A 25,822-nucleotide genomic window follows, 5' to 3' on the forward strand; every position below is an offset into this window, starting at 1 on the left:
ACCTTTTATAAATTAAGGTGTTCAGTGATAAACGCCATCATCTGCTGGTAATAATGAAGTTGGTGCTCGGCGTTATAAAAGCCGTGTCCCTCATCCTCCAGCAACACATATTGATACCGATGTTCGGCCTTATCTAAGGCGGCTATCAAAGACTCGGCCTGTTCAATAGGGGCGCGCTGATCTTCTCCTCCATGAACAATGAGTACGGGCGCCTTTAATTTATCGACATTGTAACTCGGTGAGAACGCCTTTAGCTGCTTCTTGTCGCTGCCTAAGACCTTGCGTAAGTAACGCTGGCCACTATCGCGAGCAGCTACGTCACCCTCATCAAACATCAGCGGCAAATCATAGACCCCGACTACGCCCACCGCACATTGGAACATATCGGGTTCAATAATAGCGCTTTGCAGTGCTGAGTAAGCGCCAAAGCTGGCTCCCATGATGCACATATTATCTTTATCAACCCAGCCTTGCTCTGCCACGTAGTTAACACCGTCAATAATGTCATACTGAATATCACTGCCCCATTTGCGATACCCTGCACGCTGGAAGTTGCCACCAAAGCCGCCTGAGCCCCTGAAGTTGACCTGCAACACAGCTATGCCTCTGCTAGCCAAGAGCTGTACTTCGGGATCGAATCCCCACCAGTCACGAGGACCATGGGGGCCGCCGTGGGGAAGTACAACTAATGGTAAGTCTTTTAATTCCTTACCATGGGGCACGGTAAAGTAACCGTAAATATTCAGCCCATCACGCGCAGTATACTGAATGGGCTTGGTTTGTGACATTTGCGTGGTATCAATCCAAGGCCGCGACGAGAACAAAAACTTCAACTCGTTGGTACTGGCATTAAACAGGTAAAAGCTACTGGGGTGACGATCGCTACCAGTCCACACCACACTCAGGTTACCGTCTTCGGTGCTACTGGTGATACGCACTTGGCGCCCGGGAACGGCTTGCAAAAGCCCCTTAAGACGCTTTGCCATAGGCGCATTCTTATCGACAAAAGCATAATTAGGATATTGCGCTTCATATTCAATCGCGAATACCGATTTATCGACCTCATCAACCCATACCTTGCTAGGAGAGACATGCTCTTCTTGATAGACCAATTCATGGGTTTTAGTCTCTAAGTTCAACTTATAAAGGCCGGCTGGTTCGCCATTTTTAGAGGCACTGGCATACACGACATCCCCTTTTTGGTTAAAGCCATGCAACTTGATATCTGACAACCCCATGGCCCCGCGCTCAAGCTCAACCCACTGGCCCTCATCAAGGTCACGTAAGTGAATCTCTTGGTCGGTGTAATTATCAGTGGAGACCGATACCCGCAAGCGTCCTTGCTCGTCAGTTAAAAACTGCGCCATACGCGACGGTGAACGGGTGACCTGACGGCGCAACCCGCGATACACATCCACTTCATAAACGATGGTATGGGGCTCCTTGCTGCCAGTCCAAGGGTAGGTAACCACCAGCATGTGTCGCTCATCATCAACCAATGGGTCAAGAATATAAGAGGTGCCGTATACGGAGGTCGCCTTTCGTAAACGCGAGCCTGTCTGTTGCTCCCCCTGATAGCCCATCAGATATTTAGAGCGGCTACCATCGACGTTTACGCCAAATAATTCACCATAATACTCAGGATGGTCTTTCCAGCCTTGCAAATACTCTTTGCTTAACACCACGCGCTCATTATTGACCCACTGATAATCGCCAACCTGTGCGTTGCCGGGAAAACTGACGCCGTGATGCATTTTGAAGTTTTCGGTATCAAGAATAAACAGAACATCCTTGCCCTCTTTTTTGGTCATCGCCCCTAAGTAGGCGCCATCGGGAGATAATTTAAGAGAGTGGTACTGTGCGCTACGGGAGAAATGTTCTAGGGGAATAAGCTCTGCTTTGGCTTCCTCGGCACCAACGGCCGTGCTAACAAGCCCCAACAGCAGGGCAATAAATAATTTCATTATTTCACTCCATGAAATGCATTTTAAAAGTAGTACTTTTTATTTTTGTTAAATAAGTTACAAGAGTGTACCGCGATAGCAATCATGGTTCCAGCTACGGACTAGATGAAAGGGTTGCTAACATCAGCACAAACGCCAGTCTCTAGCCCAACGTTGTGTGCGATGCGGATTCAGCGCAATACCAGCACCGAATGCGCCCGCGATTTTTTGTTTGTGCTGATAACTTTATTTATCGTCGCTCACCCAAAGGGTCAGGCGCTCAAGTCATAGCAAAAAGACGGTGAGCTAACGCAGCTTCAATAAATCCTAAAAAAGGGTAATAGGCCCAGTTAAGTGCATACGCTACACTGTAGTTGTCCACAAAATAGGAGTCTTTCACTTATGAAGCCCTCCCTAATAATATTATTACTTGTCACTTTGTTATCTGCGTGTTCAGAGTTATCCATAGAACCATCCGACAATTTCGTTGGCATTAGCTATCGGTGTGATTCTGGATCGGTATTAAAGGTCGAATATAACGACAGCACGGCCACATTAACGCTTGACGGCGATACTTACAGTTTATCGGGAGAACGCTCAGCCTCCGGGAGTAAATATACTAACGGTGAGATGACCTTCTGGGGCAAGGGCGATGAAGCAATGCTAATGATAGGGAATGAAACCTGGCAGTGTCACCGTAGCCACTGATCGCTTTTCCATTGGGTTACAGTATAATGCTGCAAACACTCAGGCTTAACGAGGCGTAATGAAATATAAAGATCTTCGCGACTTTATCGCGTTACTGGAAAAGCGCGGCGAGCTCAAACGAATTAGCCAGCCCATCGATACTTACCTGGAAATGACGGAAATAGCCGATCGCACATTGCGCGCTAAAGGCCCGGCCCTATTATTTGAAAACCCCAAAGGTCACGACATTCCGGTATTAGCTAACCTCTTTGGCACTCCTGAACGCGTAGCCCTAGGTATGGGCCAAGATAATGTAGAGGCCTTGCGTGAAGTAGGTAAGCTGTTGGCCTTTTTAAAAGAGCCTGAGCCCCCGAAAGGTATTAAAGAAGCCATAGGCCAGCTGCCGGTGTTCAAGCAAGTGCTTAACATGCCAGCGAAGGAAGTGAAGAAAGCGCCATGCCAACAAGTGGTATTAGCTGGGGAGCAAGTAGATTTAACCCGCCTGCCCATTCAGCACTGCTGGCCGGGTGATGCTGCACCGTTGATCACTTGGGGCCTAACCGTTACCAAGGGCCCGTACAAGAAACGTCAGAACCTCGGTATATATCGCCAGCAATTACTGGGGAAAAACAAAATCATCATGCGTTGGCTATCCCATCGCGGTGGTGCGCTTGACTTTCAAGAGTGGTGTAAAGAGCATCCGGGTGAACCTTACCCGGTGTCGGTTGCCCTCGGAGCCGACCCTGCCACCATACTAGGTGCGGTAACACCTGTGCCCGATACTCTGAGTGAATACGCCTTTGCAGGTTTACTTCGTGGCGGTAAGACCGAAGTGGTCAAGTCTGTTTCCAACGATTTACAGGTTCCCGCTAGTGCCGAATTCGTGCTTGAAGGTTACATTGCTCAAGACGAGCGCGCCCCAGAAGGGCCTTATGGTGACCATACCGGGTATTACAATGAGGTCGATGACTTCCCTGTTATGACGGTGACGCATGTTACGCACCGTGAAAATCCTATTTATCACAGCACCTATACTGGCCGCCCACCCGATGAGCCGGCTATTTTAGGCGTCGCCCTGAACGAGGTATTTGTACCTATACTGCAAAAGCAATTCCCAGAGATAGTCGATTTTTACCTGCCCCCAGAAGGCTGCTCATACCGCATGGCCGTAGTGACCATGAAAAAGCAGTATCCAGGACATGCAAAACGAGTAATGATGGGAGTCTGGTCGTTCTTACGCCAGTTTATGTACACTAAGTTCGTCATTGTCTGTGATGACGATGTCAACGCACGCGACTGGAATGATGTCATTTGGGCGATCACCACCCGTATGGACCCCGCTCGCGACACCACCCTAGTGGAAAACACCCCGATCGATTATCTCGACTTTGCTTCACCTGTTTCTGGGTTGGGTTCGAAAATGGGCATGGACGCAACCAATAAGTGGCCAGGAGAAACGGATCGCGAATGGGGTGAGCCTATCGTTATGGATGACAAGGTCAAACAGCGCGTTGACGAAATCTGGGATTCCCTAGGTATCGACTAAAGTGCAGACTTATCGCCACAGCCGCTTATGTGATACGCTGTGGCGCAGCTAAAATCATAAAGGTTAATCATGCAAACACTAAAAGCGGATGTGGTAAGCATCACGCCACTGACAGAATTTGTTTCCAAGGTTGTCTTGGCACCAGAGCAGCCAGCTGAGTTTGAAGCGGGTCACTACTTGCAGCTCGTTTTAGCCGAGAAAGATAAGCGCGCCTTCTCTATCGCCAGCCGCCCAAGCCAAAAACAGCAAATTGAGCTGCATATCGGCGCATCGGGCGCTGATAGCTATGCGATGCAAGCCCTCGATCATTTGCGCCAGCACCATGAAAATGGCACCCAAGCGCTGATAGAAGTAGGTTTAGGCGTATCGCAGTTACGCATCGACTGCACCCGTCCGGTGGTATTGTTAGCCGGTGGCACCGGTTTTTCATACGTAAAATCAATGGCCGACCACCTAGCTGAAATTGACTGTGACCGTCCCGTCTTTTTTTACTGGGGTGTGAAGCATGAAGATGCTTTATATGCCAAAGAGGAAATGCAGCAGTGGGCAGCTAAACGCAGTAACTTCACTTTTATCCCGGTGGTTGAGCAGCCTCAAGGTGAATGGCATGGTCATACCGGCCTTGTGCACCACGCGGTGATGAAAGACATTGTTTCCTTGGAGCCTTACTCTATTTATATGGCGGGACGCTTCGACATGATAGGCATTGTACGCGACGACTTCATTGAACATGGTGCCCAGCGCGAATATATGTTTGCCGACGCATTTGCTTTTATCAAGTAGAGGCAGCAAGCTAAAGCTCTACATTTCATCGATGTAGGGCTAACTCTCACTCAACCATCCGTTAAATCGAACACTTCCATTTATTTATTCCCTTTTACCTATCAAAAAGACAAGCCTACACTGCTCCTAAGACTTAAAGGAGTGACAGATTATGTTCGATTTAAAAGTACAGCATGCTATGAGCCGCAGCTTTCTTTCTCTCAGCCCAGACTTGGAACTAACAGCGGCCATTGCGCTGCTCAAGAAACACCAGGTTATAGGCGCACCTGTTGTTGATGAGCAACAACAGTTGGTGGGTTACTTGTCGGAGCAGGATTGTCTGGCACCGCTGACCATCAATAGCTATTTTTGTGATGGCCGCATTACAGTGGCTGATGTGATGCACCAAGATGTGCTCACAACATCCACACAGATGCCACTACTGGAGGTTGCGCTAAAAATGCAACAACCTCATAAACCCAAGCAATACCCCGTAGTGGAGCAAAACAAAGTGATAGGCATCATTAGCCGTACTCAGGTTTTACATGCGCTAAGTCGCAGCTATCAAAGCTGCAATGCAGCCTAATTTATGAACGCTGCGCCGCTTTCACTTTTAATGCAGCTTTATCACCGTCACTTAAATAAGCGATAGTCAGGGCGTTTTCTTGGGCCTGAGTGATATGCTCTTGGCTGAGGCCGGCTTGGTAGGCAGCATGCTGATATTCATTAGCAAGCTCGATACCTTGCACCGCTGGGTCATCGGTGTTGATGCTAGCCAAAATGCCATGCTCTAAAAATTGTTTGAGCGGATGTGTATCAATTTGTGCCACTGTGCTGGTCAGTACGTTACTGGTCAAGCAAGATTCAATACCGATACGGTGATCGCGCAAATAATCCATCAGCTTGGGGTCTTTAGCGGCGTTAACGCCATGGCCGATGCGGTCAGCCCCTAATCCTTCAATGGCTTGCCAGATACTGCGTGAATCTTCGGCCTCGCCAGCGTGAATAGTCGCTCGCAAGTCGGCTTTGTGAACTTGCCTAAAGTGATCAACAAACAACTCCCCGGGGAAGCCCAACTCATCACCAGCTAAATCAACGGCGACCATGTGCTCTTTGAAGGCTAAGATGGCATCGAGTTCTTGCTGGCACTTTTGCTGACCAAAGGTACGCGATAAAATGCCAATTAAGTTGACTTGAACGTCATGCTCTTGCACCGCGCTGTGGATACCATCAACCACCGCTTCTACTACACCTTGCGGATGCAAACCATGACTCATCGCCATGTAATAGGGGCTAAAGCGCAACTCGGTATAGTCAATACCTTGTGCAGCTGCGTCTTCGACATTTTCAATAGCAATACGACGACAGGCGTCATAATCCCCTAACACTTTCACTCCCCAATCCAGCTTAGCCAGAAATGAGACTAAGTCTGGAGCAACCTCGATTACCTGAACATGAGGGCGTAGCGATTCAAGATCGCTGCCTGGAAGGTCAAGATTAAACTGCTGACCAAGCTCTAAAATTGTTTTGGCACGCACATTGCCATCAAGGTGGCGGTGTAAGTCGAGCAATGGTAACTGGCGATTGATCATAATGACCCCCTAGGTTTCGATAAAATTTCGCGGATCATACGCACTTGAGGGATAAATTCAAGCTACGCGTGCTGCTTCGCTGGGTGCTGTTTTAATTGCATGGCGATACTACTAAATAGCCGCTCCGCGTCTATGGGTTTGACCACATAATCATTCATCCCGTAGTGCTCAGCCAGCTTAAAGTCATGCTCTTGAGCATTGGCAGAGAGCCCAATAATTGGCAAGTCGTCTAGCAGTAGCTCATTGCGAATAGCTCTAGCTGCGGTTAAACCATCCATGTTCGGCATTTGAATATCCATTAGAACTAAGTCATAGTGGTTTTCACTCACCATCTCAATAGCCTCAACACCGTCATTAGCAATATCAGGCTGAGCTCCTTTGCCCTCGAGCATGGCTTTGGCAACTTGTTGGTTTAACAAGTTATCCTCAACTAACAAAATAGCGACGCCGGTGAGGTCTAACTCCAAAGTGGCTTGCTCTTTTGCCTTGGGCACATCTGGACGCACAGCTAAAGGGCTCTGTTTGGGAAGATAGACACGAAAACACGAGCCTAGCCCCTCTTCACTTTCTAGGGAAATACGCCCGCCCATTAAGGTGACCAGTTTCTGACAGATACTCAAACCTAACCCTGTGCCGCCGAAGCGTCGCGAGGTGGAGCCATCGGCTTGAGAAAAGGGCTTAAACAATTGCTTTTGAATATCTTCGCGAATGCCCATGCCGGTATCCGTGACACTAAAGCAAAGCTCGTTATCGTGTTCGTCTACCTTTAGGCGGATCGCCCCTTGCTGGGTGAATTTAACGGCATTATTTAATAGGTTTAATAACACTTGCTTCAAGCGAATTGCATCGGTGTGGAATACAGGGTTCACTCCCTCGTTAATTTCATAGTCAATCACTAAACTTTTGTTACCCGCTTCCACACTCATAAGGTGTTTTAGTTCTTTGCACAGCTCTTCAAGTTCTAAAGGCTCTTGATACAAGTCTAGTTTGCCCGCCTCCATTTTCGAAAAGTCGAGGATATCATTGAGCACCCGAAGTAATACGCTCAGAGCACTGTCGGCTTGAGTGATATATTGCTGTGCTTGTGGCCAATCTTGTTGTTGCAACGCTAAATAGTGCAAACCTTTAATGCCATTGATTGGCGTACGAATTTCATGGCTCATGTTAGCCAGAAACTGAGACTTAGCGTCATTGGCACTATCAGCTTTGGCTTTTTCTTCTCGTAACACCCGGGTTTGTTTTGCTACTTGGTCACGCACCCGAATATTACTGCCGGTAATGGCGATTAAAAAAGTAATTAGTAACCACACAAACAACATGCCTATGACCTGTGCATACCAGTAGCCAGACCATGCGTGGGCTATTCCTTGACGGTGCAAATTAAGTTGCCATTGGCGGTTAGCGATCGCAAAGTCATGACGCATGATAACGGGTCCGGACTGCGCTAAAGGTAAAATAACTTTATGAGGCTGCGCACTCATATCCACCAGCTCAACCCCAACATTATTGAAGGTCAGGTTGGCCATCGCCGAGCGATACAACAAGGGCAAGCTAACCACCGCAGCCACATACCCTCTGATACTTTTATCTTTGGCTCTGACAGGCGACAACACCAAAAACCCTAAGTCTCCTTGAGGGCTACTCTCTAGCGCAAAGGTATCAGTGACGAAGAGTTCACCTTTATACGCTTGAAGATGCTTAAAATAAGGCTCAGCACTGATATCTAAGCCAAAAACCTGTCGCATTCCCTGAGAAAAGTGGCCGTAGTAAACCGGAAAGTGCGCGCCGTTATTGGTGTCGCGCTCATAGCGGGCAAACACTTTGTAAGGGTTGCTCATTTCCACCGTGGTAGATTGTTCAAACTGAGCGATATCTTGGCCTCTTACTTTAGGCATCCACACCAGCGCATTAATTTCTGGGTTGTAATTCATCTGCTTAGCCGTGAACTCACGAAATTCGCCACGAGTCACCGACTGTTGATTACCAATGAAGGAGGCTAGTACTTGAGTATTGGCCCGTAGGCGAGTAAGAATTTCGTCGAATTGGTCAACAACGACCTGAGCTTGGGCTTGGAATAATTCTTGGTCTTTATTGTGCTTGTTGGTTGCAGCAGCATAAAAGGTCAGGCTAATGGCCGCATAAATCACTATGGATGGCACAATCACTTGTAAGCGATGACGCATCACCGCGAAGTTAAAGCCTGCCAACAACAACGGAGTAAAAATCATAACTCCGATGCTATCGCCTATCCACCAAGTGACGAAGCTGTCCCATCGCGCCACCTCAGGAATAACGCCATTAGTGATCAGCAGCTCAGTACCCACAGCAGCGGCGAAGACACAAACAACTGGTCCACCAAAAATAATACTGGTGATGGTCAGCTTGAGGTCTGAGAGATCCAGAGGCGCTTTTATTATTCGGGTGATGACCCAGTAACCGAGAAAGGCCTGAGCAGTTGAAGCTGCGGTCACAGAGGCCGCATGCAAAGCAACCTGCCAATGTAAGATGTCGGCGACCACTTCAAGATGAAGTAAGTTGGTCATCAACGCGCCAAGCACAATGCCAACCAACGCTCGCCGCCCTGCAATCAATAATGCCGCTAACGCTATTCCTGAGGGAGGCCAGGAAGCCACGGCATAGCCATCAATAGCCAGTAGCGCGTTGCTTAAAAAGCCGGTAATGAAGTAACCCAGTGCTACTACAAAGGTTAAGTTAAAGAGATTCTTCATTACCTTCCCTGCTTCTGGTCTTAAGTCTTAGCTGTGATCGAGAACCAATAATGCTTTTTCAGCTTGCTGCGTTGCGCGATAACTACGCATCGCACGCTGCGGATGAGGCAGGGTTTGTTGTTGTGCTAGCACCTTATCGAAAATACGCGATGCGAGGTCATGCTCTCCTTGGCTTTGTGCCAAGTAAGCGAGGCACAATAGCATTTCTGCTTCGTCAGGTTGCTTCTTCAATTCTTGTTGCAGTGCCTTTTGCAGCGCTTCAACGTCACCTTGCTCTATCTCACTAAGGATAGACAATAATTGCGAATATTCACCGCGTTTCAATAACTTCTTCAAGGCATCAGTCACCGACGCAATGTCGCCTATGCGCACAACAGCACGTAGATAGTGTGTGTGTGCCGCCTCACGGATATGCTTTGGCAGCTCACTTTGGCGTTTATCGAGCTGAGTTTTATCTGCTCCTTGGAAATATTGTCGCAGCGCCCAGTCCCATTGGTATTCATTAAGACTTTGTGATTTCACCAAACGCGGCACTAGCTCTGCAAATTCACTGTACTTTCGTAATCTTAGTAGCACCTGTGCATATAAGTTTAGCTGCTGTGAAGTCGCTTTTTTACTACTACACTGTTGCCGTAAGGTCGCTAATACCTCTGCATCAGAGTGGCTCTCTAACCACAGTGCCGCAGGTTTCGCACGGTTGGTATCTGAGAGCTCATCAAGCAAGTTTAGGGCTAGATCTGGCTTATCTTGACGCAAACTTGCTTTGGCGCGCATTGCCAATGCAAAATCCTGCCAATGGTCTTCCACCTTGCCTTTGCTCAATGTATGTTGCAGCTGCTCCATGTCGTCATTAATCAACGCCCAAATTGCTTGTTCCAATACGGCCTGCTTGCGCTCTTTCGCGCGCGCGAAAAAGCCATGACGCAAATTGCGGTAACTGCCCAAGCCATAGCGCACCAAGCTGTAAATCAAGTAGCCCAGAAACAGCGCCAAGGCGGTAAGAATGGCGAAGCTTACAATGCTTCCCTCTACAGTCCACTGGCCGAACGCAATAAGAACATAACCTTTCTCGTCTATCAGCCAAGGTGCTATCGCTGCAACTGCAGCAATAACAATAAACACAATTAATAAACGCGCCATATTAAGACTCCCCCACAACCTGAACAGAGCTGAGCGTAACTGGCTGCTGAGGAACCAAGGTTTTTAATTGTAGCTGTTTAAGCTGACCCAAAAACTGGCTGGTCTGCGGTTGTTGCAGGTTAAAGTACCGGGTCACGATATCGGCAGCACTTTGCAAAGCTTGTGTATACAACTTGGGATGTTTATGGCTAGCTGCAAAGCCTGCCTGATCAAGATAAAAGTGAAGTCGCTGTTTAATAAGTCGCTGCTGCTGGGTATCTAATAATGGCTCTATCGCGGCCTCGCGCTTGCGCACTTTTATAAAGTCATCCACCAGCTTATCCCAGGTTGCAGCTAAATTGCGTCGCCAATCAGATACATTGTCCGACAATGCCTGTGATTGCTCGCCATTGCTTGCGGTAGGCGCCAATTCAACCATATTAAATTGTAACTTATCGACCTGACCACCGAGGCCGTGAAGTCGAAGCACCACCGCTTCAACATCGGCCACTTCGACACCGGCCAGCTGCTGTAAATCAGTGTGAATAGCGCGTCTTAATTGGGCATTCCCAGGATAACTTGCTAATAATGCATCGAGCCGCTTCAACGTTGCTGCAGCGCCTGCGTAGTTCGCTTCCGACCAAAGTTGAAAATCAGCCATGGCGACCAAGCGCTTCACTTCGTTGATGTCTAACGGCGGTTGCTCTTGATTGTTCAAGCCATCAATGGCTTGCTCTATTTGTCCTGCTACGGCACGTTGATTAGCGCTTAGCTCGCCATTAACTCTATCACTAAACTGTCGTTGCCATTGCTGAGCACTATGCTGCTGTTGTTGCAGAGCGTTGGCCAATGCTTCGAGACGTTGATTGAGCGCTTGATTATCGCTTTGTAGCTGCTCTAAATGTTGTTGTAGTTGGTTCTGTTCTTGGTTTTGCGCCTGCTGTTGTAACCAATATTGATATCCAGTTACCCCAGCTGCAGCCAATGCCACCAGCAACGCTAGAACGGCTGTTTTACTTATTTTTTGTGTCATTGGTTTACTCTGTGATGGTACTGCTTTAGGTTGTGTTGCGCTTGGCGCAGGCTCACTCTTTGGTGTGTTTTTTGGTTGTTCGCTCATGTTTCCTTCCTGCTCGGCACCAATACATGCGGCAATGGCCTCGTTGTCGACATCGGCGGCAACCTTAATTTGCTCGCCTTTCACCCCAAGCTTCACTAAGTGCGCCTTAGTACGCTCACTTACAATATAAAATTGCCTTGATTTAAGCCACTGTAACAGGCTTTCATCTTGGCAAGCAAAAATAGCATCCGCACCACTGTTACTGGTGATTACCAACGCCTCAACACCCTGCTGCTGCCACTGCTGTAACCATGCCTCGCTGCTACCGTTGACAGCTTTGCGCTCGTAAGTCACCAGTGAGTTAACAAAAGCACCTCGGTCTTTCAGCGTTTTGGCAATCAAAGTGCGCCCACCTCGGCCTTTGATTAACACGACTGTTTTGCCTTCAACCTTCTGCAACTCAGGTAATCTCAATAATCCTTCAGAGTCATGCTGTTTTTTTGGCACCTTGGCATTACATGAAAATTGCTGTTCAAAGGCTTGAGCGGTCGTGGGTCCAACCGCAAAGCAAGCCAAATTGGCGGGTAAGGTATCGCGCTGTTGATACAATCCTTGCACAGCATCTTGCGACACAAAAATAGCGATATCAGCCTCATCGAGGGTAGCCAGCTGATTTGCGTCGGCTGAGAGATAGTCAATCTGCAGCACGGGTGTGGTGCTGACGCGATGACCTGCAGCAATCAACAGCTCAGCGAGTGCTTCTCCTTTGCCTTGAGGGCGGGTGACCACAATATGCGCCATAGTAATAAATCCGTATTATTTTAGTTCGCCATATACTTCGGCAAGAATACTTCCCGCCCCTTGCGCTAACAGGTCATCCGCCAGCGAAATACCAAGCTGCTGAGCTTCAGAAGCAGGACCGGAGATCTCAGCTCGTAAAATTTGCTGACCATCCACCGAACCCACTAAACCACGTAAATAAACGTGATCTTCGTTGAGCTCGGCATAGGCTCCTATTGGAACCTGGCAACCTCCCTGAAGTCGACGATTCATCGCTCGCTCAGCATCAACTCGAATCCGGGTTTCGCGATGCTCCAGCGGTGCTAGCAATGCCTTAATCGCCATATCATCACTGCGACACTCGATACCCACAGCCCCTTGGCCATTGGCAGGGAGTGATTGCTCAGCACTGATATAACTGCGAATACGCTCGGGCATGTGCAACCGTATTAAACCGGCCGCAGCAAGAATAATGGCGTCATATTGACCATCATCTAGTTTTGCCAAGCGGGTGTTCACATTACCTCGTAAATCACGCACCTCTAAATCTGGGCGCTGCTCTTTAAGTTGGCACTGCCGACGTAGGCTGGACGTGCCGACGATAGCACCTGCAGGCAAGTTATCAATGTTATCAAACGTATTCGAAACAAAGGCGTCACGAGGATCTTCACGCTCGCAGATGGTGTGTAACTCGAGACCCTTGGGAAACTCTACCGGGACATCTTTCATTGAATGCACAGCGATATCAGCGCGACCATCCAGCATCGCTTGCTCAAGCTCTTTAACAAACAAGCCTTTTCCACCCACTTTTGCCAGTGGCGTATCAAGAATAATGTCACCCTTGGTGGTCATGGTGACGAGCTCTACGGTAATACCCCTGTGATGACGCTCTAGTTGCGCTTTTACAAACTCAGCTTGCCATAGCGCTAACGCGCTTTTGCGAGTAGCAATACGCACTCGCGCGGTCGAATTGGTCATGAAATTCCTACTTCGAATTTATCGTGAGCCAACCAAGCGAAATGCTCGGGTAGCCAATAGTTTATTATTTTCGTCTCTCAGCTCTACTCGCCATGTGCCGAGCTGGCTTGGCATGATGTTCTTGGACGAGAAGGTACGGTAACGAGTGGTATGAACACCGAGCTCAACGTTGGCCATAGTTTGGTCATTAAAGTACCACACATGCTTTACTTTTTGTCCTTGTAAACCATGTAATTCGGTGAAGAAAAACAGCTGTTGCTGGAAGTCACTGGTTTTGACTTCTTGGCCAAGAGAGTTAATCGGTTCGCGGTCTTGCACAGCGGTTGTGAGCACCGCTCGGCTTACCTTGTCGGTGTCAATTTTGGTGCCTTGAGACAAGCTTGCTACTTTAGCCTCAGTATTAAACTCACTCTCGGGCGCAGGCGCATCCACTGTCGTGTCATTCGCCTGTGCCTCAGTTGAGGACGCGGACGCTGAGCTCTCAACAGTGCTCGTTTCATTGGTACTCACTTGTGCCACCAGCGTTTGCTCAGACTCCACCATGGCGCTCTTTGAGTCAACCTCTACTTCATCTTCTTTGTGGGGCTGGCTCGATTGCACTGTTGCCTGCGCAGCTAACGCGGCGGGTGCTGCTTTTGCAACCGTGACCTCTTGCGCACTTTCATTGGGCGCTTCAGCCTGACTCTGTATACCATCGGAGGACGCCGTATTCACCTCGCCCTGCTCGGCGTTGGCAGGCGTAAATGCTAGGTACCAAATCGCAGCCACAGAACACAAACCAAGCGTTGCAGCACCAACGATGCGGCGCCAATGCCATTGATATTGCACTTCCTTGCGCTCAATACGTTGAGTCTTGTTATTCATATTCGCTGTGATCACGATTTTTTGTCCCATTACCGTTGTTCCTGAATCATTATTAACTTAGTCGCTCAAGCAGCCATTGTCGAATAGCTTGCAGCTCGGCATCACAGACTTGGTGGGCCATAGCGTAAGATTGCCAAGATACGTTCATGCCTTCATTTTGCAGGTAAGTATAGGCTTGTTTACCTGCTTCTAAAGGCACCACATTGTCAAAATCGCCATGAGCCATGAAAATATTAAGATCGCGATGGCGGGCCTCATCCGTTAAGCGCTCAGGCTCAGACATATAGGTTGATAGCGCCATAACACCGGCCAACTTATGATGGTAACGCGGCGCTAAGTGTAAGGCGATAACTCCCCCTTGAGAGAAGCCAGCTAGAATAATTTTATCCGCTGGGATCCCGGCCGCTATCTGCTCATCTATTAATGTACTGATACTTTGCGCCGATTGTTGCACACCTTGGGCATCTGCACGTTTATCTAGATCAAGAGATTTGATGTCGTACCAAGCGCGCATTTCCATACCACCATTGATGGTCACCGCTTGCACCGGGGCATGGGGGAAGAGGAACTTGGCCCCGAGCTCGACTGGTAGATTTAAGTGTGCAGCAACAGGTGCAAATCCTTCACCAGAATCGCCTAAACCATGAAGCCAGATAACTGTACATTTGTGCTCTGGTGCATCAAACACACTCACGCCGTCAAAGCTACTCACTTAATCATGCTCCCAGCGGATTTCAACACCCGCTTGTTTACTCGCCGCATCACACATAAACTGCCAAAATTCCGCACCAGAGCGGTTATCAATCCAAGTATCGCCGCGTAGTTCAAAATGGTGTCCGTTAAACTTAGTAGCGACCCAAACTTGATGTAATGGCGCTTGTTTATTAATGACGATTTTACTGCGATCAGCAAAGATAATTTCTAATATGCCAGCTGCAGACTCATAATCTAAATCCGCATCAATATCGTCTATCTGCTCTTCTATTGTTAGCATCAAGGCATCGGCTAACTGATGGTATTCGGTATCGGTCATGGTAGTTTCGCTCATTGTGGCTGCGCTCCTATATGCTCGCAGTAACGTTCGATGGGAAATAATTCAACGGCAACGACTACATTTTTTGTATTTTCTGTTACTCTGCGATTATAAAACGAGTCATATTAATTATCTATCGAATCGCTATGTACAAAAGTCATCGTTTGCTTCGTATCCTTGCAGCCTCCAGCTTAACGCTTCTCAGTGCGTGTGGTCAAAGCGGCGCGCTCTATTTGCCACAACAAGAACAAGTAGATAACCAACAAGCAGAAACACCGCTAAATGCCAAGGAAACCGCAAACGATAACGCAGAGCCGTCGCCACAGCAGTAAAAGCAATGGCCTTGGCGCAACTTTGTAGGCATAGTAACAGCATAGAGTGAGCGATTATAAAGCGTTATGTTAGTTAACTTTTCAAAGATGCATGGTTTGGGTAATGACTTTATGGTCGTGGACAATGTTACCCAAAATATTTTTCTCTCCCGAGACCAGATCAAGCGCTTGGCGGATCGCCATTTTGGCGTTGGCTTTGACCAGCTGCTGATGGTGGAAGCACCTTATTCACCGGATTTAGACTTTCATTACCGCATTTTTAACGCCGATGGCAACGAGGTTGAACAATGCGGTAACGGCGCACGTTGTTTTGCTCGCTTCGTACGTATGAAGGGACTCACTAATCGTCATAAAATCACCGTTTCTACTAAAGGCGGCAATATGACGCTGTATATTGAAAAAGACGGGCAAGTGACGGTCAATATGGGGCAGCCAATATTAGAGCCCAAAGATATACCGCTGCAAGCCAATAAGCGTGAGCTAACGTATATTCTTCGCCACCAAGAACATACATTATTTATGGGCGCCGCATCGATGGGTAATCCACATTGTGTGATCGAGGTTGAAGACATTACTGCCGCCGAGGTGCACACCCTAGGTCCAGCTGTTGAGCAGCATGAACGCTTTCCAAAGCGTGCCAATGTCGGTTTTATGCAGATTATTGACGAGTCTCATATTAAACTCAGAGTGTGGGAGCGTGGCGCAGGTGAAACCTTAGCCTGTGGCAGCGGTGCATGTGCAGCCGCCGTTGTCGGCCAGTTGCAAAGCAAGCTTGGGCGCAACGTCAAGGTAGACCTACCAGGCGGAGCATTGCAAATACGGTGGCAAGGTGAAGGTCACCCAGTCAAGATGACGGGCCCCGCAGAGCATGTTTTTGACGGACAAATAGCCTTATGAGCGAATTAACTACACAGCAAGTCAGTGAATACCTACAACAGAACCCAGACTTCTTTTTAGAAAATCCGGGCGTGTTTGCTTGTATGAACTTTGGCTCTCAGCATGAGAGCGTCGCTTCCTTACAACTGCGCCAGCAGCAGCTATTGAGAGAACAAAACCTTGCTCTTCAAGAACAATTACAACAACTTGTAAGTCAAGCGAAGCAAAATGAACAGGTTTACCAAGTATTCAGTGCCTGTCATCGCCAGCTTATGAGTGACTGTGAATTTGTCGAGCTTGCCAGTAGCCTAGAGCAACTTATTTGCGAGCAACTGCAGCTTAACGAGTGCAAGTTGGTTCAGTACAATGACGCTCTGCAACCGCTAATAAATAGCCGTTTACACGCACAAGGCCATTATCTAGGACGTCTCTCGGAGCAAGAGCAGGCATTGATCTTTAATCATACCTGCAAGAGCGCGGCATTGTACTTAATTGGTGAGCCGGATGCGCCCTTGGCATTGCTCGCATTTGCCAGCGAAGATGAACTGCATTTTGAGCCCGCGCAGGACAGCTTTTTTATCTTCGAGTTTGTGAAAGCATTACAAGAGCGTCTCGCTACCAGTTCATGAGCGAGTCGCAGGCGCTAACATTTTCGACCATGGCTGACACTTGGGCCGCACCTGTCCAGTCGTACAGTGATTATCTTCGTTTTGAAAAACAATATTCGCCACTCACCTTAGAACAATATCAACGGCAACTTCTCGAAGTGGCGCGATTTTATCATGAAGAGCGTGATGGTTGGCTGACCTTAAGCGCTGATGATATTCGCCGGTTCGCCATGTCATTGCGAGCACGAGGCCTAAGTGCACGTACCGTCAGTTTAAAATTAAGTTGTCTGCGGGCTTTTTTTCGCTATTTGAAGCTTTACCACCAGCACCACGACAACCCGGCGCAGTACGTAAAAGGGCCAAAATTCGATAAGCCCCTGCCTCGTAACTTAGATGTAGACCAAATGCATCAATTGTTGGATATTGATGATGATGATCCCCTGGCAGTTCGTGACAAAGCCATGATGGAGCTGATGTATTCCAGTGGTTTGCGGATCAGCGAACTGGTGAGCTTAAATGTAACCGATATAGACGTGCGTGGCGGAGAAGTTCGGGTCCTAGGTAAAGGCCGTAAAGAGCGTATTGTTCCTGTCGGCCGCCAAGCCATTAGCGCATTAAACTCGTGGCTAAAAATACGCCCAGCGCTGATCGGCCAAGACTCTGATGCGCTATTTTTATCACAGCGCAAGTTGCGCATTTCTGCTCGTCACGTACGTGAGCGCATGCGTGAATGGGGTGTCAAACAAGGGATTAGTGCCCAGGTACATCCACACAAACTACGCCACTCTTTTGCTTCGCATGTACTTGAGTCCAGTGGTGATTTGCGCGCGGTGCAAGAGTTGCTTGGACACAGCAGCTTGTCCGCCACTCAGGTTTATACCCATTTGGACTTTCAACACCTTGCCAAGGTGTATGATAATACCCACCCTAGAGCCAAAAAACAGAAGTAACTATGATTCGATTCAATCGCGCCTTAGAGCAAGCCAAAGTGCTCAGTTTTGATTTGGATGACACGCTGTATAACAATCATCCGGTCATTAAGGCTGCACTGCAGGCGCAACATGATTACTTACAAACATTGCCGCAATGGCGCGAGCAAGAAGCTGACTTTTGGCAATACTGTCGCGAGCAGGCGTTAATGCAGCAGCCAGCATTAGCGCATGATGTTACCGCCCTACGTAAGCAGGCACTTACTCACGCCATGAATCACATGGGCGTTGATAACAGCCATGCTGAACATGCCTATCGGGCGTTTGCCGAGGCCCGCAGTGACATTGTTGTTGCCGACAGTGTGCTGGCATTATTGGACACTTTGCGCCAACGCTTTCGCCTGATAGCCATCACCAACGGCAATGTCGATGTCACCCGCTTTAACCTTCATGGCCAGTTTGATGCCGTGTTTATGGCCGGCCCGGACGGTCGTGCTAAACCCTATAGCGACCTTTACCACAAAGCAGCGCAGGCAATGGCAGTCACACCGCAGCAAATAATCCATATCGGCGATAGCTTAGACACCGATGTACAAGGCGCTAATAATGCTGGTTGCAAGAGTGTATGGCTGAATAACCAAGCGATTAGCTACCAGTACAAGGGGCTAGCGGATATGGAGATTAGCGATATCCATGAGCTCGAGATTCTCACTTAAACCGGTTAGTTTGTCCGAGTGTTTAACAGCTCAGCGTTGTATTCCAGAGCTTGCCACTGGGGCCAGCCTAGCTCGCTATGAGCGAAAAATCGCAGCGGCTCCTTTCCTTGCTCTCGTGGCTTATCAGCAACATCATATTATCGGTTTCAAACTGGGCTTTGCGTTGTCACCACAGTGTTTTTATAGCTGGCTTGGCGGTGTGGTGCCCAGTTATCGCTCTCAAAGGGTAGCCAGGGCGCTGCTGCAATATCAAGAGCGCTGGGCCAAAGCCCATGGATATCAAGAAACTCAAGTTAAGAGCATGCTGTGCTTTAGCGCTATGCGTGCCATGTTGGCGAAATATCAGTACCTACAACTCACTGCTAATAGCCAAATTGATGCCGATACTAAGATTGTATTTAGCAAGCTGCTGTAAAGCCATCAAGTGCCAGTGTCGGGCCTGCAAAACCATAGCGAATGACAAAGAGACAGCGCACTGGTTATAAAAACAGTATTCTATTTAGCCAAGCTGGAACTCTTGTTATACTGGTGGCAATTATGACAGGTGGAAAGCGGCGATGGATGTATCTGAATTACTTGATGGCTTAAACGACAAGCAACGCGAGGCGGTAGCAGCGCCGTTGCAAAATATGCTGGTATTAGCAGGAGCTGGCTCGGGCAAAACCCGAGTTTTGGTGCACCGCATCGCTTGGCTTACTCAAGTTGAAGGAGCTTCGCCTTTTAGCATCTTCGCCGTAACCTTTACCAACAAAGCCGCAAAAGAGATGCGTGCTCGTGTCGAGCAGACCATTCAAGGCTCCGTTGGCGGCATGTGGGTAGGCACATTCCACGGCTTGGCACACCGTATTTTGCGCGCCCATCACCGCGAAGCCAAGCTACCTGAGTCTTTTCAAATTCTTGATAGCGATGATCAACAGCGAATGATCCGTCGCTTACTCAAGGCCATGAATATTGATGAGAAGAAGTGGCCAGCCAAACACCTTGCGTGGTATATCAGCGCCAAAAAAGATGAGGGCCTGCGCCCGGGTGACATCCAAGCCCATGATGTCAACGAGCAGCTATTGCTGCGCGTCTATTCAGCTTACCAAGAGGCTTGCGATCGCGCCGGACTGGTCGATTTTGCAGAAATACTGTTGCGATGCTACGAGGTACTGCAGCAAAACCCCACTCTGCTGCGCCATTATCAACAACGCTTTGCGCATATTCTGGTGGATGAATTTCAAGATACCAATACCATTCAATACCGCTGGCTTGCACTGATCGCAGGCGATACCAACAGCATGATGATTGTCGGCGATGATGATCAAAGTATCTACGGCTGGCGTGGTGCCCGTATCGAGAATATCAAACGCTTCTTGGACGACTTCGACGCCGATACCATTCGTCTTGAACAAAATTACCGCTCTACTGCCACCATCTTGAAAGCGGCGAACTCTCTGATTGAGAATAACGCAGAACGCATGGGTAAAAATCTGTGGACCGACGGCAATCAAGGCGAGCCTATTTCCATTTATGCTGCTTTTAATGAGCTAGATGAAGCGCGCTTTATTGTTGGCAAAATAAAAACCTGGATGGATGCGGGCAACGCGCTAACCGATACCGCAATTCTTTACCGTAACAATGCGCAATCTCGAGTCTTAGAGGAAGCCTTGTTACAAGAGGGATTAAAGTACCGTATTTATGGCGGCATGCGCTTCTTCGAGCGCCAAGAAATCAAAGATGCATTATGTTATTTGCGCCTGGTGAGTAATCGTCAAGATGATGCCGCCTTTGAGCGTGTGATCAACACGCCAACTCGAGGCATTGGCGATAAGACGCTCAGTCATATTCGTGACTGTGCCCGAGCCGAGTCGCTGCCGTTATGGTATGCCGCCAAGGCTATCTTAGAGCAGAAACATTTGTCTGGTCGCGCCGCCACGGCAGTTAATCGCTTTATTGAGTTGGTTGAGGGGGTGGAGCAGCGTATTGCTGAGTTGACCCTCGCAGAGCAGGCAAAATACACCATAGAGAATACCGGTTTGATGGCCATGTATCAGGCCGAAAAAGGCGAGAAAGGCCGTGCTCGCGTGGAAAACTTAGAAGAGCTTATTAACGCTTGCGAGCAATATGAATTACCCGTTGATGAAGAGTTTTCCTCACCACTGCAAGGCTTTTTAGCCTATACCTCTTTAGAGGCCGGAGAGGGTCAAGCCGAAGAGCACGAAGACGCAGTGCAAATGATGACTCTGCACTCTGCCAAAGGCTTAGAGTTTCCACTGGTATTTATGGTCGGCGTAGAGGAAGGCATGTTCCCATCACAACAAAGCCAAGAGGAAAGTGGTCGCTTAGAAGAAGAGCGCCGTCTATGTTATGTGGGCATGACCCGGGCCATGGATAAACTCTATATTACCCACGCTGAAAGCCGGCGCTTATATGGCCAAGAAAAGTATCACAGCCCGTCACGGTTCCTACGAGAAATGCCGGAAGACTGTGTAGAGGAGATCCGCGTTAAAACAAAAATCTCAGCGCCACAACAAGCTAACCGCTTTAGCCCTTCATTGACTCAAGCAGCGTTTGCCGACAGCGGCTTTAGTCTCGGCCAGCGAGTTATCCATGCTAAGTTTGGTGAGGGCACCGTGCTTAACTACGAAGGAGCTGGCCCGCAATCACGGGTACAAGTAAACTTCGACGATGTTGGTAGCAAATGGTTGGTCACCGCTTATGCGCGCTTACAAGCAATCTGAGCTAGCCTCGTTACTGAGTGGCTTAACCCAGCGGCGTTGGCGGCAACTGTTGCTGCTGCGGGGTGAGCCGTCATGGTGCACACAGCAACTGCAATATTTGCAACAGGATACCGACAGCGACTGGCTCACTTTAAGTAAATCTAACCACTGTGTTGATAACCAATGGCCGGAGCATCTGCATCAAATTCTTGGACAAGAGCATAGCTTTGTTGCCTACGATTGCTACAGCGGCTTTTATGCCGATAAGGTAGCCGCAGCCGCTGGCACTGTTAAAGCCGGGGGCCTGATGGTCGTTATGCTGCCAGAAAATACCCACGATTTTGTCGACCCTGGTATCAATAAAATTCTGCCTTATGGCCACCCTCAGCCCGAGAGTTGCTTGTTTTGGCGCTGGTTTGAGCAACAATTAGTCGAGTGTAAGCCACTTAGCCTCTGTCAATCAGCGCAAACTCATCAAGCACTTACTTATCAATCGCTAACTTACACGACCGCGAGTTCTCAGGACTACAGCGAGCAAGAGCAAGCTATAGCGATGATCATCAAAACAGCCGCAGGGCGTGCCCATCGGCCTTTGGTGCTCAGCGCTGATCGGGGTCGTGGGAAATCAGCTGCACTTGGCATAAGTGCCGCGAAACTGCCTGACAAAGATATTATCCTCTGTGCCATTCAACGCCGTTCCCTCGACAGCGCTTTTAAGCACTTAGCAGAGCAGGCACAACTCGATGCAGACAACGGCAATCAACTGGCCAACGTACGATTTATGCCGCCGGATAAATTAATCAGTGAGCAGCCGCAATGTGACGTGTTATTTGTTGATGAAGCGGCCACCATACCCATTCCGATACTAAAGCAACTCTTAACGCTTTATCCTCGGGTTGTTTTTGCCAGCACTATGGCCGGCTATGAAGGCAGCGGTCGCGGCTATACATTGCGATTTTTAGACTTCTTGAAAAAAGCCTATAAGAATCACCGCACCTTCAATATGGTTACCCCCATACGTTTTGCTAACGGCGACCCACTAGAGCAAAGCATCAACCGACTGCTGTTACTAGATATGCACACACCGGTGCCCGCACAAAGGGTGGACAACAGCGAAGTGGAGCTGCTTAGAGTGCCAGCCCATAGCTTGCTGACTGATGCTGCCTTACTGGAGCAATGCTTTTCCTTATTGGTGCTCGCTCACTACCAGACGTCCGCCAATGATTTGCGGCAACTGCTTGATGCACCGTCACAGCACCTTTATATCTGCCGCGATGACGCCAAGGTTATTGGCGTGGCGCTTGTCAGCATGGAGGGGGAGTTAGATCAGGATATATCAAGCTCAATCGCCATCGGCCAGCGCCGTCCTCAAGGCCATCTATTAGCGCAAAGTATGATTAATATGTCCGGCGACGCAGAGCTCGGACAATTAAGTTATGCACGCATAGTGCGCATCGCCATTGTGCCTAAGCTGCACCATCAAGGGTTGGGTCATTTATTGCTGTCCTTTATCGAGCAGGACTTACGACAATCGCAGGTAGCGCTTGTTGGCACTAGCTTTGGCGCGCATGCAGCGCTACTCTCGTTTTGGCAATCAGCCAACTATCGCACTATCAAACTAGGTAGTAAACGCGACCATGTCAGTGGTGAACACAGTGCATTGATGGTAAAAGGTCTCAACAGCCTGGGTACTTCGAGTGTTGCAAATCTGAATCAGAGCTGGTGCCAAGATATGCCACTGTTGCTAAGCCACTGCTTTAATGACATAGCACCAAAGTTAACATTACAGCTGTTAAAAGAAGCGCCAACAAGGCCACTCACCGAAGCGGACAGGCTTTGTCTAACTCGCTTTGTGAATAATGAGATACCATTGCACCTATGCTACGGAGCCCTGTACCGCGCAATCGCAGGTAATTGGTCATTGCTGTTCAACGTGGACGATGAAGCCCAAGCGCTTATCTTGCATACCTTAGGTATAAATAAGCGGGTGGTTGATTTGCAGCAAAGCAAAAAGCAGACTAATAAGGTATTAATAGCTTTAGCTTCACAAATACTAACCTAAGGATCAGCATGCTCAGTGCTCTACTGCTTTCGCTCACCCTTGACGTTGCAATGCCCGTGGCGACGAAGCAAAAGCAATCTCTGAGTTTGGGCATGTCATGTGCACTCACCGGCCCCGCACAAGAAATTGGTAAGGCACTTAAGATTGGCGCCCAACTCTACTTTGATAATCATAATAGACACAGTGATACCATCATCAACCTGACGGTCTTGGATGATGGTTATGAACCAATTAATACTGTGGCTAATACCCATGAGTTCATCACACAAAGAAAGGTCGATGCCCTGTTTGGCTATATGGGGACACCGACTACTGCAGCCATCGTCGATTTAATTTCCAAACACCAAGTCCCGCTATTATTTCCCTACTCTGGAGCAGCTTTTCTGCGCAATCTAGAAACATCCAACGTTATTAATCTGCGTACTAGCTACGACGATGAAGCTATGGCTCATGCCCAGTACTTTAAAGACCGAGGTGTAAAAAGTGTGGGGATAGTTATTCAGGCTGATGAGTTTGGTCTCGAGGCAGGGTCTAGCACCCTAAAAGCACTAGCCAGCAAAGGCTTAGCTGTTAAACAAACGGCACGGTTTCGGCGCAATACCCAAGATTTAGCCATCGCGCTAAAGAAGCTTTTGCCTCTGCGTCTTGATGCCATCGTGTTGATAGGTACCTACGTACCGGTTGCTGAGTTTATAAATACCGCAGCAGAACAAGGGCAGGAACCTTGGTTCGCGGCAATGTCATTTACTTCCGAAAGTGCATTACGGCCTCACCTTAAGCAAAGCTCTCGAGCTATAGTCACAGAAGTAGTGGCAGACCCTAACACGTGTCAGCAACCCCTATGTGACGCCTTTCGGCGGGATTTCTCCGCCGCAGGCATGAGTAACGCTAATCGCTTACATTTTGAGGGTTACTTAAATGCTTATGCGATGACACTGATTGCTGAATTCTGCCTGCAAAGGCAAGCCCCTATGTCATCCTGCATTGCTCAAAATGGCGCACTCATCAGCTCTCAAGATCCACAGCTTGCAACACTCTTCAAGCTTTCAAAGCCCGTTGGTGAGAATAGTTACATCGTTCCACTTAATTAACTGTATTTGCTGGTTAAAAAGTCTATCTAGACTAAGCTTTAGAATAACGATTGCGGGCAACTCTTAGACTTTTATGGACTTTGTTAATTTTCGTATTGGCGCTAAAACCATCTCTTTAAAGATCCTTGATATCTTACTCACTGAGCGTTACGACGATAACCTCACCAGCCTTCCTAATGAGCACAAAGCGTTTCTCGGGGTTAAAGACTATATGGATATACCAACACCGGTATTCGATTTAGGTATTATGCTCAATGGTGTCTCCACGAAGCAGAGTAATGCAAACTTGGCGCTTAAGTTGGACCAGTTTATTACATTAAATAAAACGTGGTTTACAGCGCTGGAGAACGCCGTAGAAAATACCCAAGCCATGACCAACGAGTACGACGATGATATTCGTCAGTTTGTGCGCTGGTACCAAAATATGCACGCCCACGACAGTGACCTAAAAGATATCCTACAGCGCTTAAGTGACAGCCATCAGCGTCTATTAGAGCAAGCTAAATTGGTGCGCACTGCCACACAAGAACAAGGGCGTAAAATATTGAGCTATGAAAAGCATCACAGCTTTGCTCACCTCAATCGCTTATTAGAAACCGCCAAAGATCAGATCTTATACAACTATAAGCCTATCATCGTTTTTACCACTAAAGATGGTCTAAACCCCTATATTGGTTTGCTTATAGACAGAGTGGAAGACAGTATCAGTGTAGAGCAAGATGATATTAAGTCATTAAGTGAATTAACGTCGGTTGGGTTCAATATAGATAATGAAACCAAACATATGATGGCCGGATTAATAAAGCTCGGTGATAGTCACTCAGTGATCATAGAGCCCAGTGCTATTTTTAGGCCTGAACATCTTTCTCACAATCCAGAAGAAACGCCCGCATATGGATTATTCTAATCAGTAAAGGTTTATCCTGGCTAGGTTGCTGTGTTGTGGGTCAGAGTTTTACCCTGACTGGGGTGTGCAAGGCTAAAAGCCTTGCCTACAGGTGTAGTAAAGGGTGATGCTCTGTTGTAGGTCAGGGGTTACCCTGACTAGGGTGATGCAAGGCTGAATCCTGGCCTACAGGTGTGGGGCTCTGCTGTTGTTTGGTTGTGTTGTAGGTCAGGGTTTACCCTGACTGACGTATGCAAGGCTAAAGCCTTGCCTACAGGTGTGGTGACGGTGATACTGTGCTGTGCTGTGCTGTGCTGTAGGTCAGGGTTCTAACCTGACTGGGGTGATGCAAGGCTGAAGCCTAGCCTACAGGTGTGGTGACAGATGATGCTGTGTTGTAGGTCAGGGTTTATCCTGACTAGATGCTGCAAGGCTGAAGCCTGGCCTACGGGCGGTTTGGGAGAGCGCTTTTCTACAGGCATAAAAAAACCCGCTGCACTGGTGCAACGGGTCTCTCTAATTAGGAG

The 25,822-nt window shown here is 48.4% G+C and carries 22 protein-coding genes; 13 read left to right on the forward strand and 9 right to left on the reverse strand.

The features are described 5' to 3' along the window. Positions 1-5 precede the first annotated feature (5 nt). Positions 6-1,964, reverse strand: coding sequence for a S9 family peptidase (locus EXT46_RS01555; RefSeq protein WP_130144788.1), 1,959 nt, complete (start codon positions 1,962-1,964; stop codon positions 6-8). 745 nt (positions 1,965-2,709) lie between these two features. Here EXT46_RS01555 and ubiD point away from each other — a divergent pair. The 3 genes from ubiD (at position 2,710) to EXT46_RS01575 (ending at position 5,524) form a co-directional block, all read left to right on the forward strand. Further along, positions 2,710-4,176, forward strand: coding sequence for a 4-hydroxy-3-polyprenylbenzoate decarboxylase (gene ubiD, locus EXT46_RS01565; RefSeq protein WP_022943578.1), 1,467 nt, complete (start codon positions 2,710-2,712; stop codon positions 4,174-4,176). Between the two features lie 69 nt (positions 4,177-4,245). Continuing rightward, the gene (gene fre, locus EXT46_RS01570) at positions 4,246-4,959 is read left to right on the forward strand and encodes an NAD(P)H-flavin reductase (RefSeq protein WP_045979494.1); all 714 of its coding nucleotides are present in this window, start codon (positions 4,246-4,248) and stop codon (positions 4,957-4,959) included. A gap of 151 nt (positions 4,960-5,110) precedes the next feature. Beyond that, positions 5,111-5,524: a CBS domain-containing protein gene (locus EXT46_RS01575; protein ID WP_130144792.1), complete on the forward strand. Its 414-nt coding sequence runs from the start codon at positions 5,111-5,113 to the stop codon at positions 5,522-5,524. Position 5,525: 1 nt separating this feature from the next. Here EXT46_RS01575 and add read toward each other — a convergent pair whose 3' ends face one another. From add to cyaY, 8 genes are all read right to left on the reverse strand, one after another. After that, positions 5,526-6,530 (reverse strand): adenosine deaminase, encoded by a 1,005-nt coding sequence (gene add, locus EXT46_RS01580; protein ID WP_045979492.1) that lies wholly within the window; start codon positions 6,528-6,530, stop codon positions 5,526-5,528. A gap of 62 nt (positions 6,531-6,592) precedes the next feature. After that, positions 6,593-9,259 carry an ATP-binding protein gene (locus EXT46_RS01585; RefSeq protein WP_130144794.1) on the reverse strand — a complete coding sequence of 889 codons (2,667 nt, stop codon included), beginning with the start codon at positions 9,257-9,259 and terminating at the stop codon, positions 6,593-6,595. Between the two features lie 27 nt (positions 9,260-9,286). After that, positions 9,287-10,399, reverse strand: a complete 1,113-nt coding sequence (locus EXT46_RS01590) for a heme biosynthesis HemY N-terminal domain-containing protein (RefSeq protein WP_130144796.1) — start codon at positions 10,397-10,399, stop codon at positions 9,287-9,289. A 1-nt stretch (position 10,400) separates the two neighbouring features. Next, a complete protein-coding gene (locus EXT46_RS01595) occupies positions 10,401-12,239 on the reverse strand; it encodes a uroporphyrinogen-III synthase (protein ID WP_130144798.1) in 1,839 nt (612 codons plus the stop codon). Positions 12,240-12,254: 15 nt separating this feature from the next. Continuing rightward, positions 12,255-13,196 carry a hydroxymethylbilane synthase gene (gene hemC / locus EXT46_RS01600; RefSeq protein ID WP_130144800.1) on the reverse strand — a complete coding sequence of 314 codons (942 nt, stop codon included), beginning with the start codon at positions 13,194-13,196 and terminating at the stop codon, positions 12,255-12,257. Positions 13,197-13,214: 18 nt separating this feature from the next. After that, positions 13,215-14,090 carry a DUF2914 domain-containing protein gene (locus tag EXT46_RS01605; RefSeq protein ID WP_130144802.1) on the reverse strand — a complete coding sequence of 292 codons (876 nt, stop codon included), beginning with the start codon at positions 14,088-14,090 and terminating at the stop codon, positions 13,215-13,217. Between the two features lie 22 nt (positions 14,091-14,112). Next, complete coding sequence (locus EXT46_RS01610) at positions 14,113-14,772, reverse strand: alpha/beta fold hydrolase (protein WP_240701069.1); 660 nt, start codon at positions 14,770-14,772, stop codon at positions 14,113-14,115. Continuing rightward, on the reverse strand, positions 14,773-15,093 hold the full coding sequence (gene cyaY, locus EXT46_RS01615) for an iron donor protein CyaY (RefSeq protein WP_026110922.1): 321 nt from the start codon (positions 15,091-15,093) through the stop codon (positions 14,773-14,775). Between the two features lie 146 nt (positions 15,094-15,239). Here cyaY and EXT46_RS01620 point away from each other — a divergent pair, with 146 nt between their 5' ends. The 10 genes from EXT46_RS01620 (at position 15,240) to EXT46_RS01665 (ending at position 25,316) form a co-directional block, all read left to right on the forward strand. Then, on the forward strand, positions 15,240-15,425 hold the full coding sequence (locus EXT46_RS01620; RefSeq protein ID WP_022943589.1) for a lipoprotein: 186 nt from the start codon (positions 15,240-15,242) through the stop codon (positions 15,423-15,425). 66 nt (positions 15,426-15,491) lie between these two features. After that, positions 15,492-16,322 carry a diaminopimelate epimerase gene (gene dapF / locus EXT46_RS01625; RefSeq protein ID WP_022943590.1) on the forward strand — a complete coding sequence of 277 codons (831 nt, stop codon included), beginning with the start codon at positions 15,492-15,494 and terminating at the stop codon, positions 16,320-16,322. Next, the gene (locus EXT46_RS01630) at positions 16,319-16,930 is read left to right on the forward strand and encodes a DUF484 family protein (protein WP_022943591.1); all 612 of its coding nucleotides are present in this window, start codon (positions 16,319-16,321) and stop codon (positions 16,928-16,930) included. The genes dapF and EXT46_RS01630 overlap by 4 nt, the downstream gene beginning before the upstream one ends. Next, positions 16,927-17,859 carry a tyrosine recombinase XerC gene (xerC, locus tag EXT46_RS01635; RefSeq protein ID WP_130144804.1) on the forward strand — a complete coding sequence of 311 codons (933 nt, stop codon included), beginning with the start codon at positions 16,927-16,929 and terminating at the stop codon, positions 17,857-17,859. The genes EXT46_RS01630 and xerC overlap by 4 nt, the downstream gene beginning before the upstream one ends. 2 nt (positions 17,860-17,861) lie before the next feature. Next, positions 17,862-18,554 (forward strand): HAD-IA family hydrolase, encoded by a 693-nt coding sequence (locus EXT46_RS01640; RefSeq protein ID WP_130144806.1) that lies wholly within the window; start codon positions 17,862-17,864, stop codon positions 18,552-18,554. Next, entirely contained in the window at positions 18,532-18,969 is a 438-nt protein-coding gene (locus EXT46_RS01645; RefSeq protein WP_130144808.1) for a GNAT family N-acetyltransferase, read from the forward strand. The genes EXT46_RS01640 and EXT46_RS01645 overlap by 23 nt, the downstream gene beginning before the upstream one ends. Before the next feature lie 142 nt (positions 18,970-19,111). Continuing rightward, a complete protein-coding gene (gene uvrD / locus EXT46_RS01650; RefSeq protein ID WP_130144810.1) occupies positions 19,112-21,277 on the forward strand; it encodes a DNA helicase II in 2,166 nt (721 codons plus the stop codon). Continuing rightward, complete coding sequence (locus tag EXT46_RS01655; protein ID WP_165381040.1) at positions 21,255-23,318, forward strand: GNAT family N-acetyltransferase; 2,064 nt, start codon at positions 21,255-21,257, stop codon at positions 23,316-23,318. The genes uvrD and EXT46_RS01655 overlap by 23 nt, the downstream gene beginning before the upstream one ends. Before the next feature lie 8 nt (positions 23,319-23,326). Further along, positions 23,327-24,409 carry an ABC transporter substrate-binding protein gene (locus tag EXT46_RS01660; protein ID WP_130144814.1) on the forward strand — a complete coding sequence of 361 codons (1,083 nt, stop codon included), beginning with the start codon at positions 23,327-23,329 and terminating at the stop codon, positions 24,407-24,409. Between the two features lie 73 nt (positions 24,410-24,482). Beyond that, on the forward strand, positions 24,483-25,316 hold the full coding sequence (locus tag EXT46_RS01665; protein WP_130144816.1) for a chemotaxis protein: 834 nt from the start codon (positions 24,483-24,485) through the stop codon (positions 25,314-25,316). Positions 25,317-25,822: the final 506 nt, after the last annotated feature.

Origin of the sequence: Pseudoalteromonas sp. CO325X (genome assembly GCF_004208955.1) — a bacterium.
GTDB classification, from domain to species: Bacteria; Pseudomonadota; Gammaproteobacteria; order Enterobacterales; family Alteromonadaceae; genus Pseudoalteromonas; species Pseudoalteromonas ruthenica.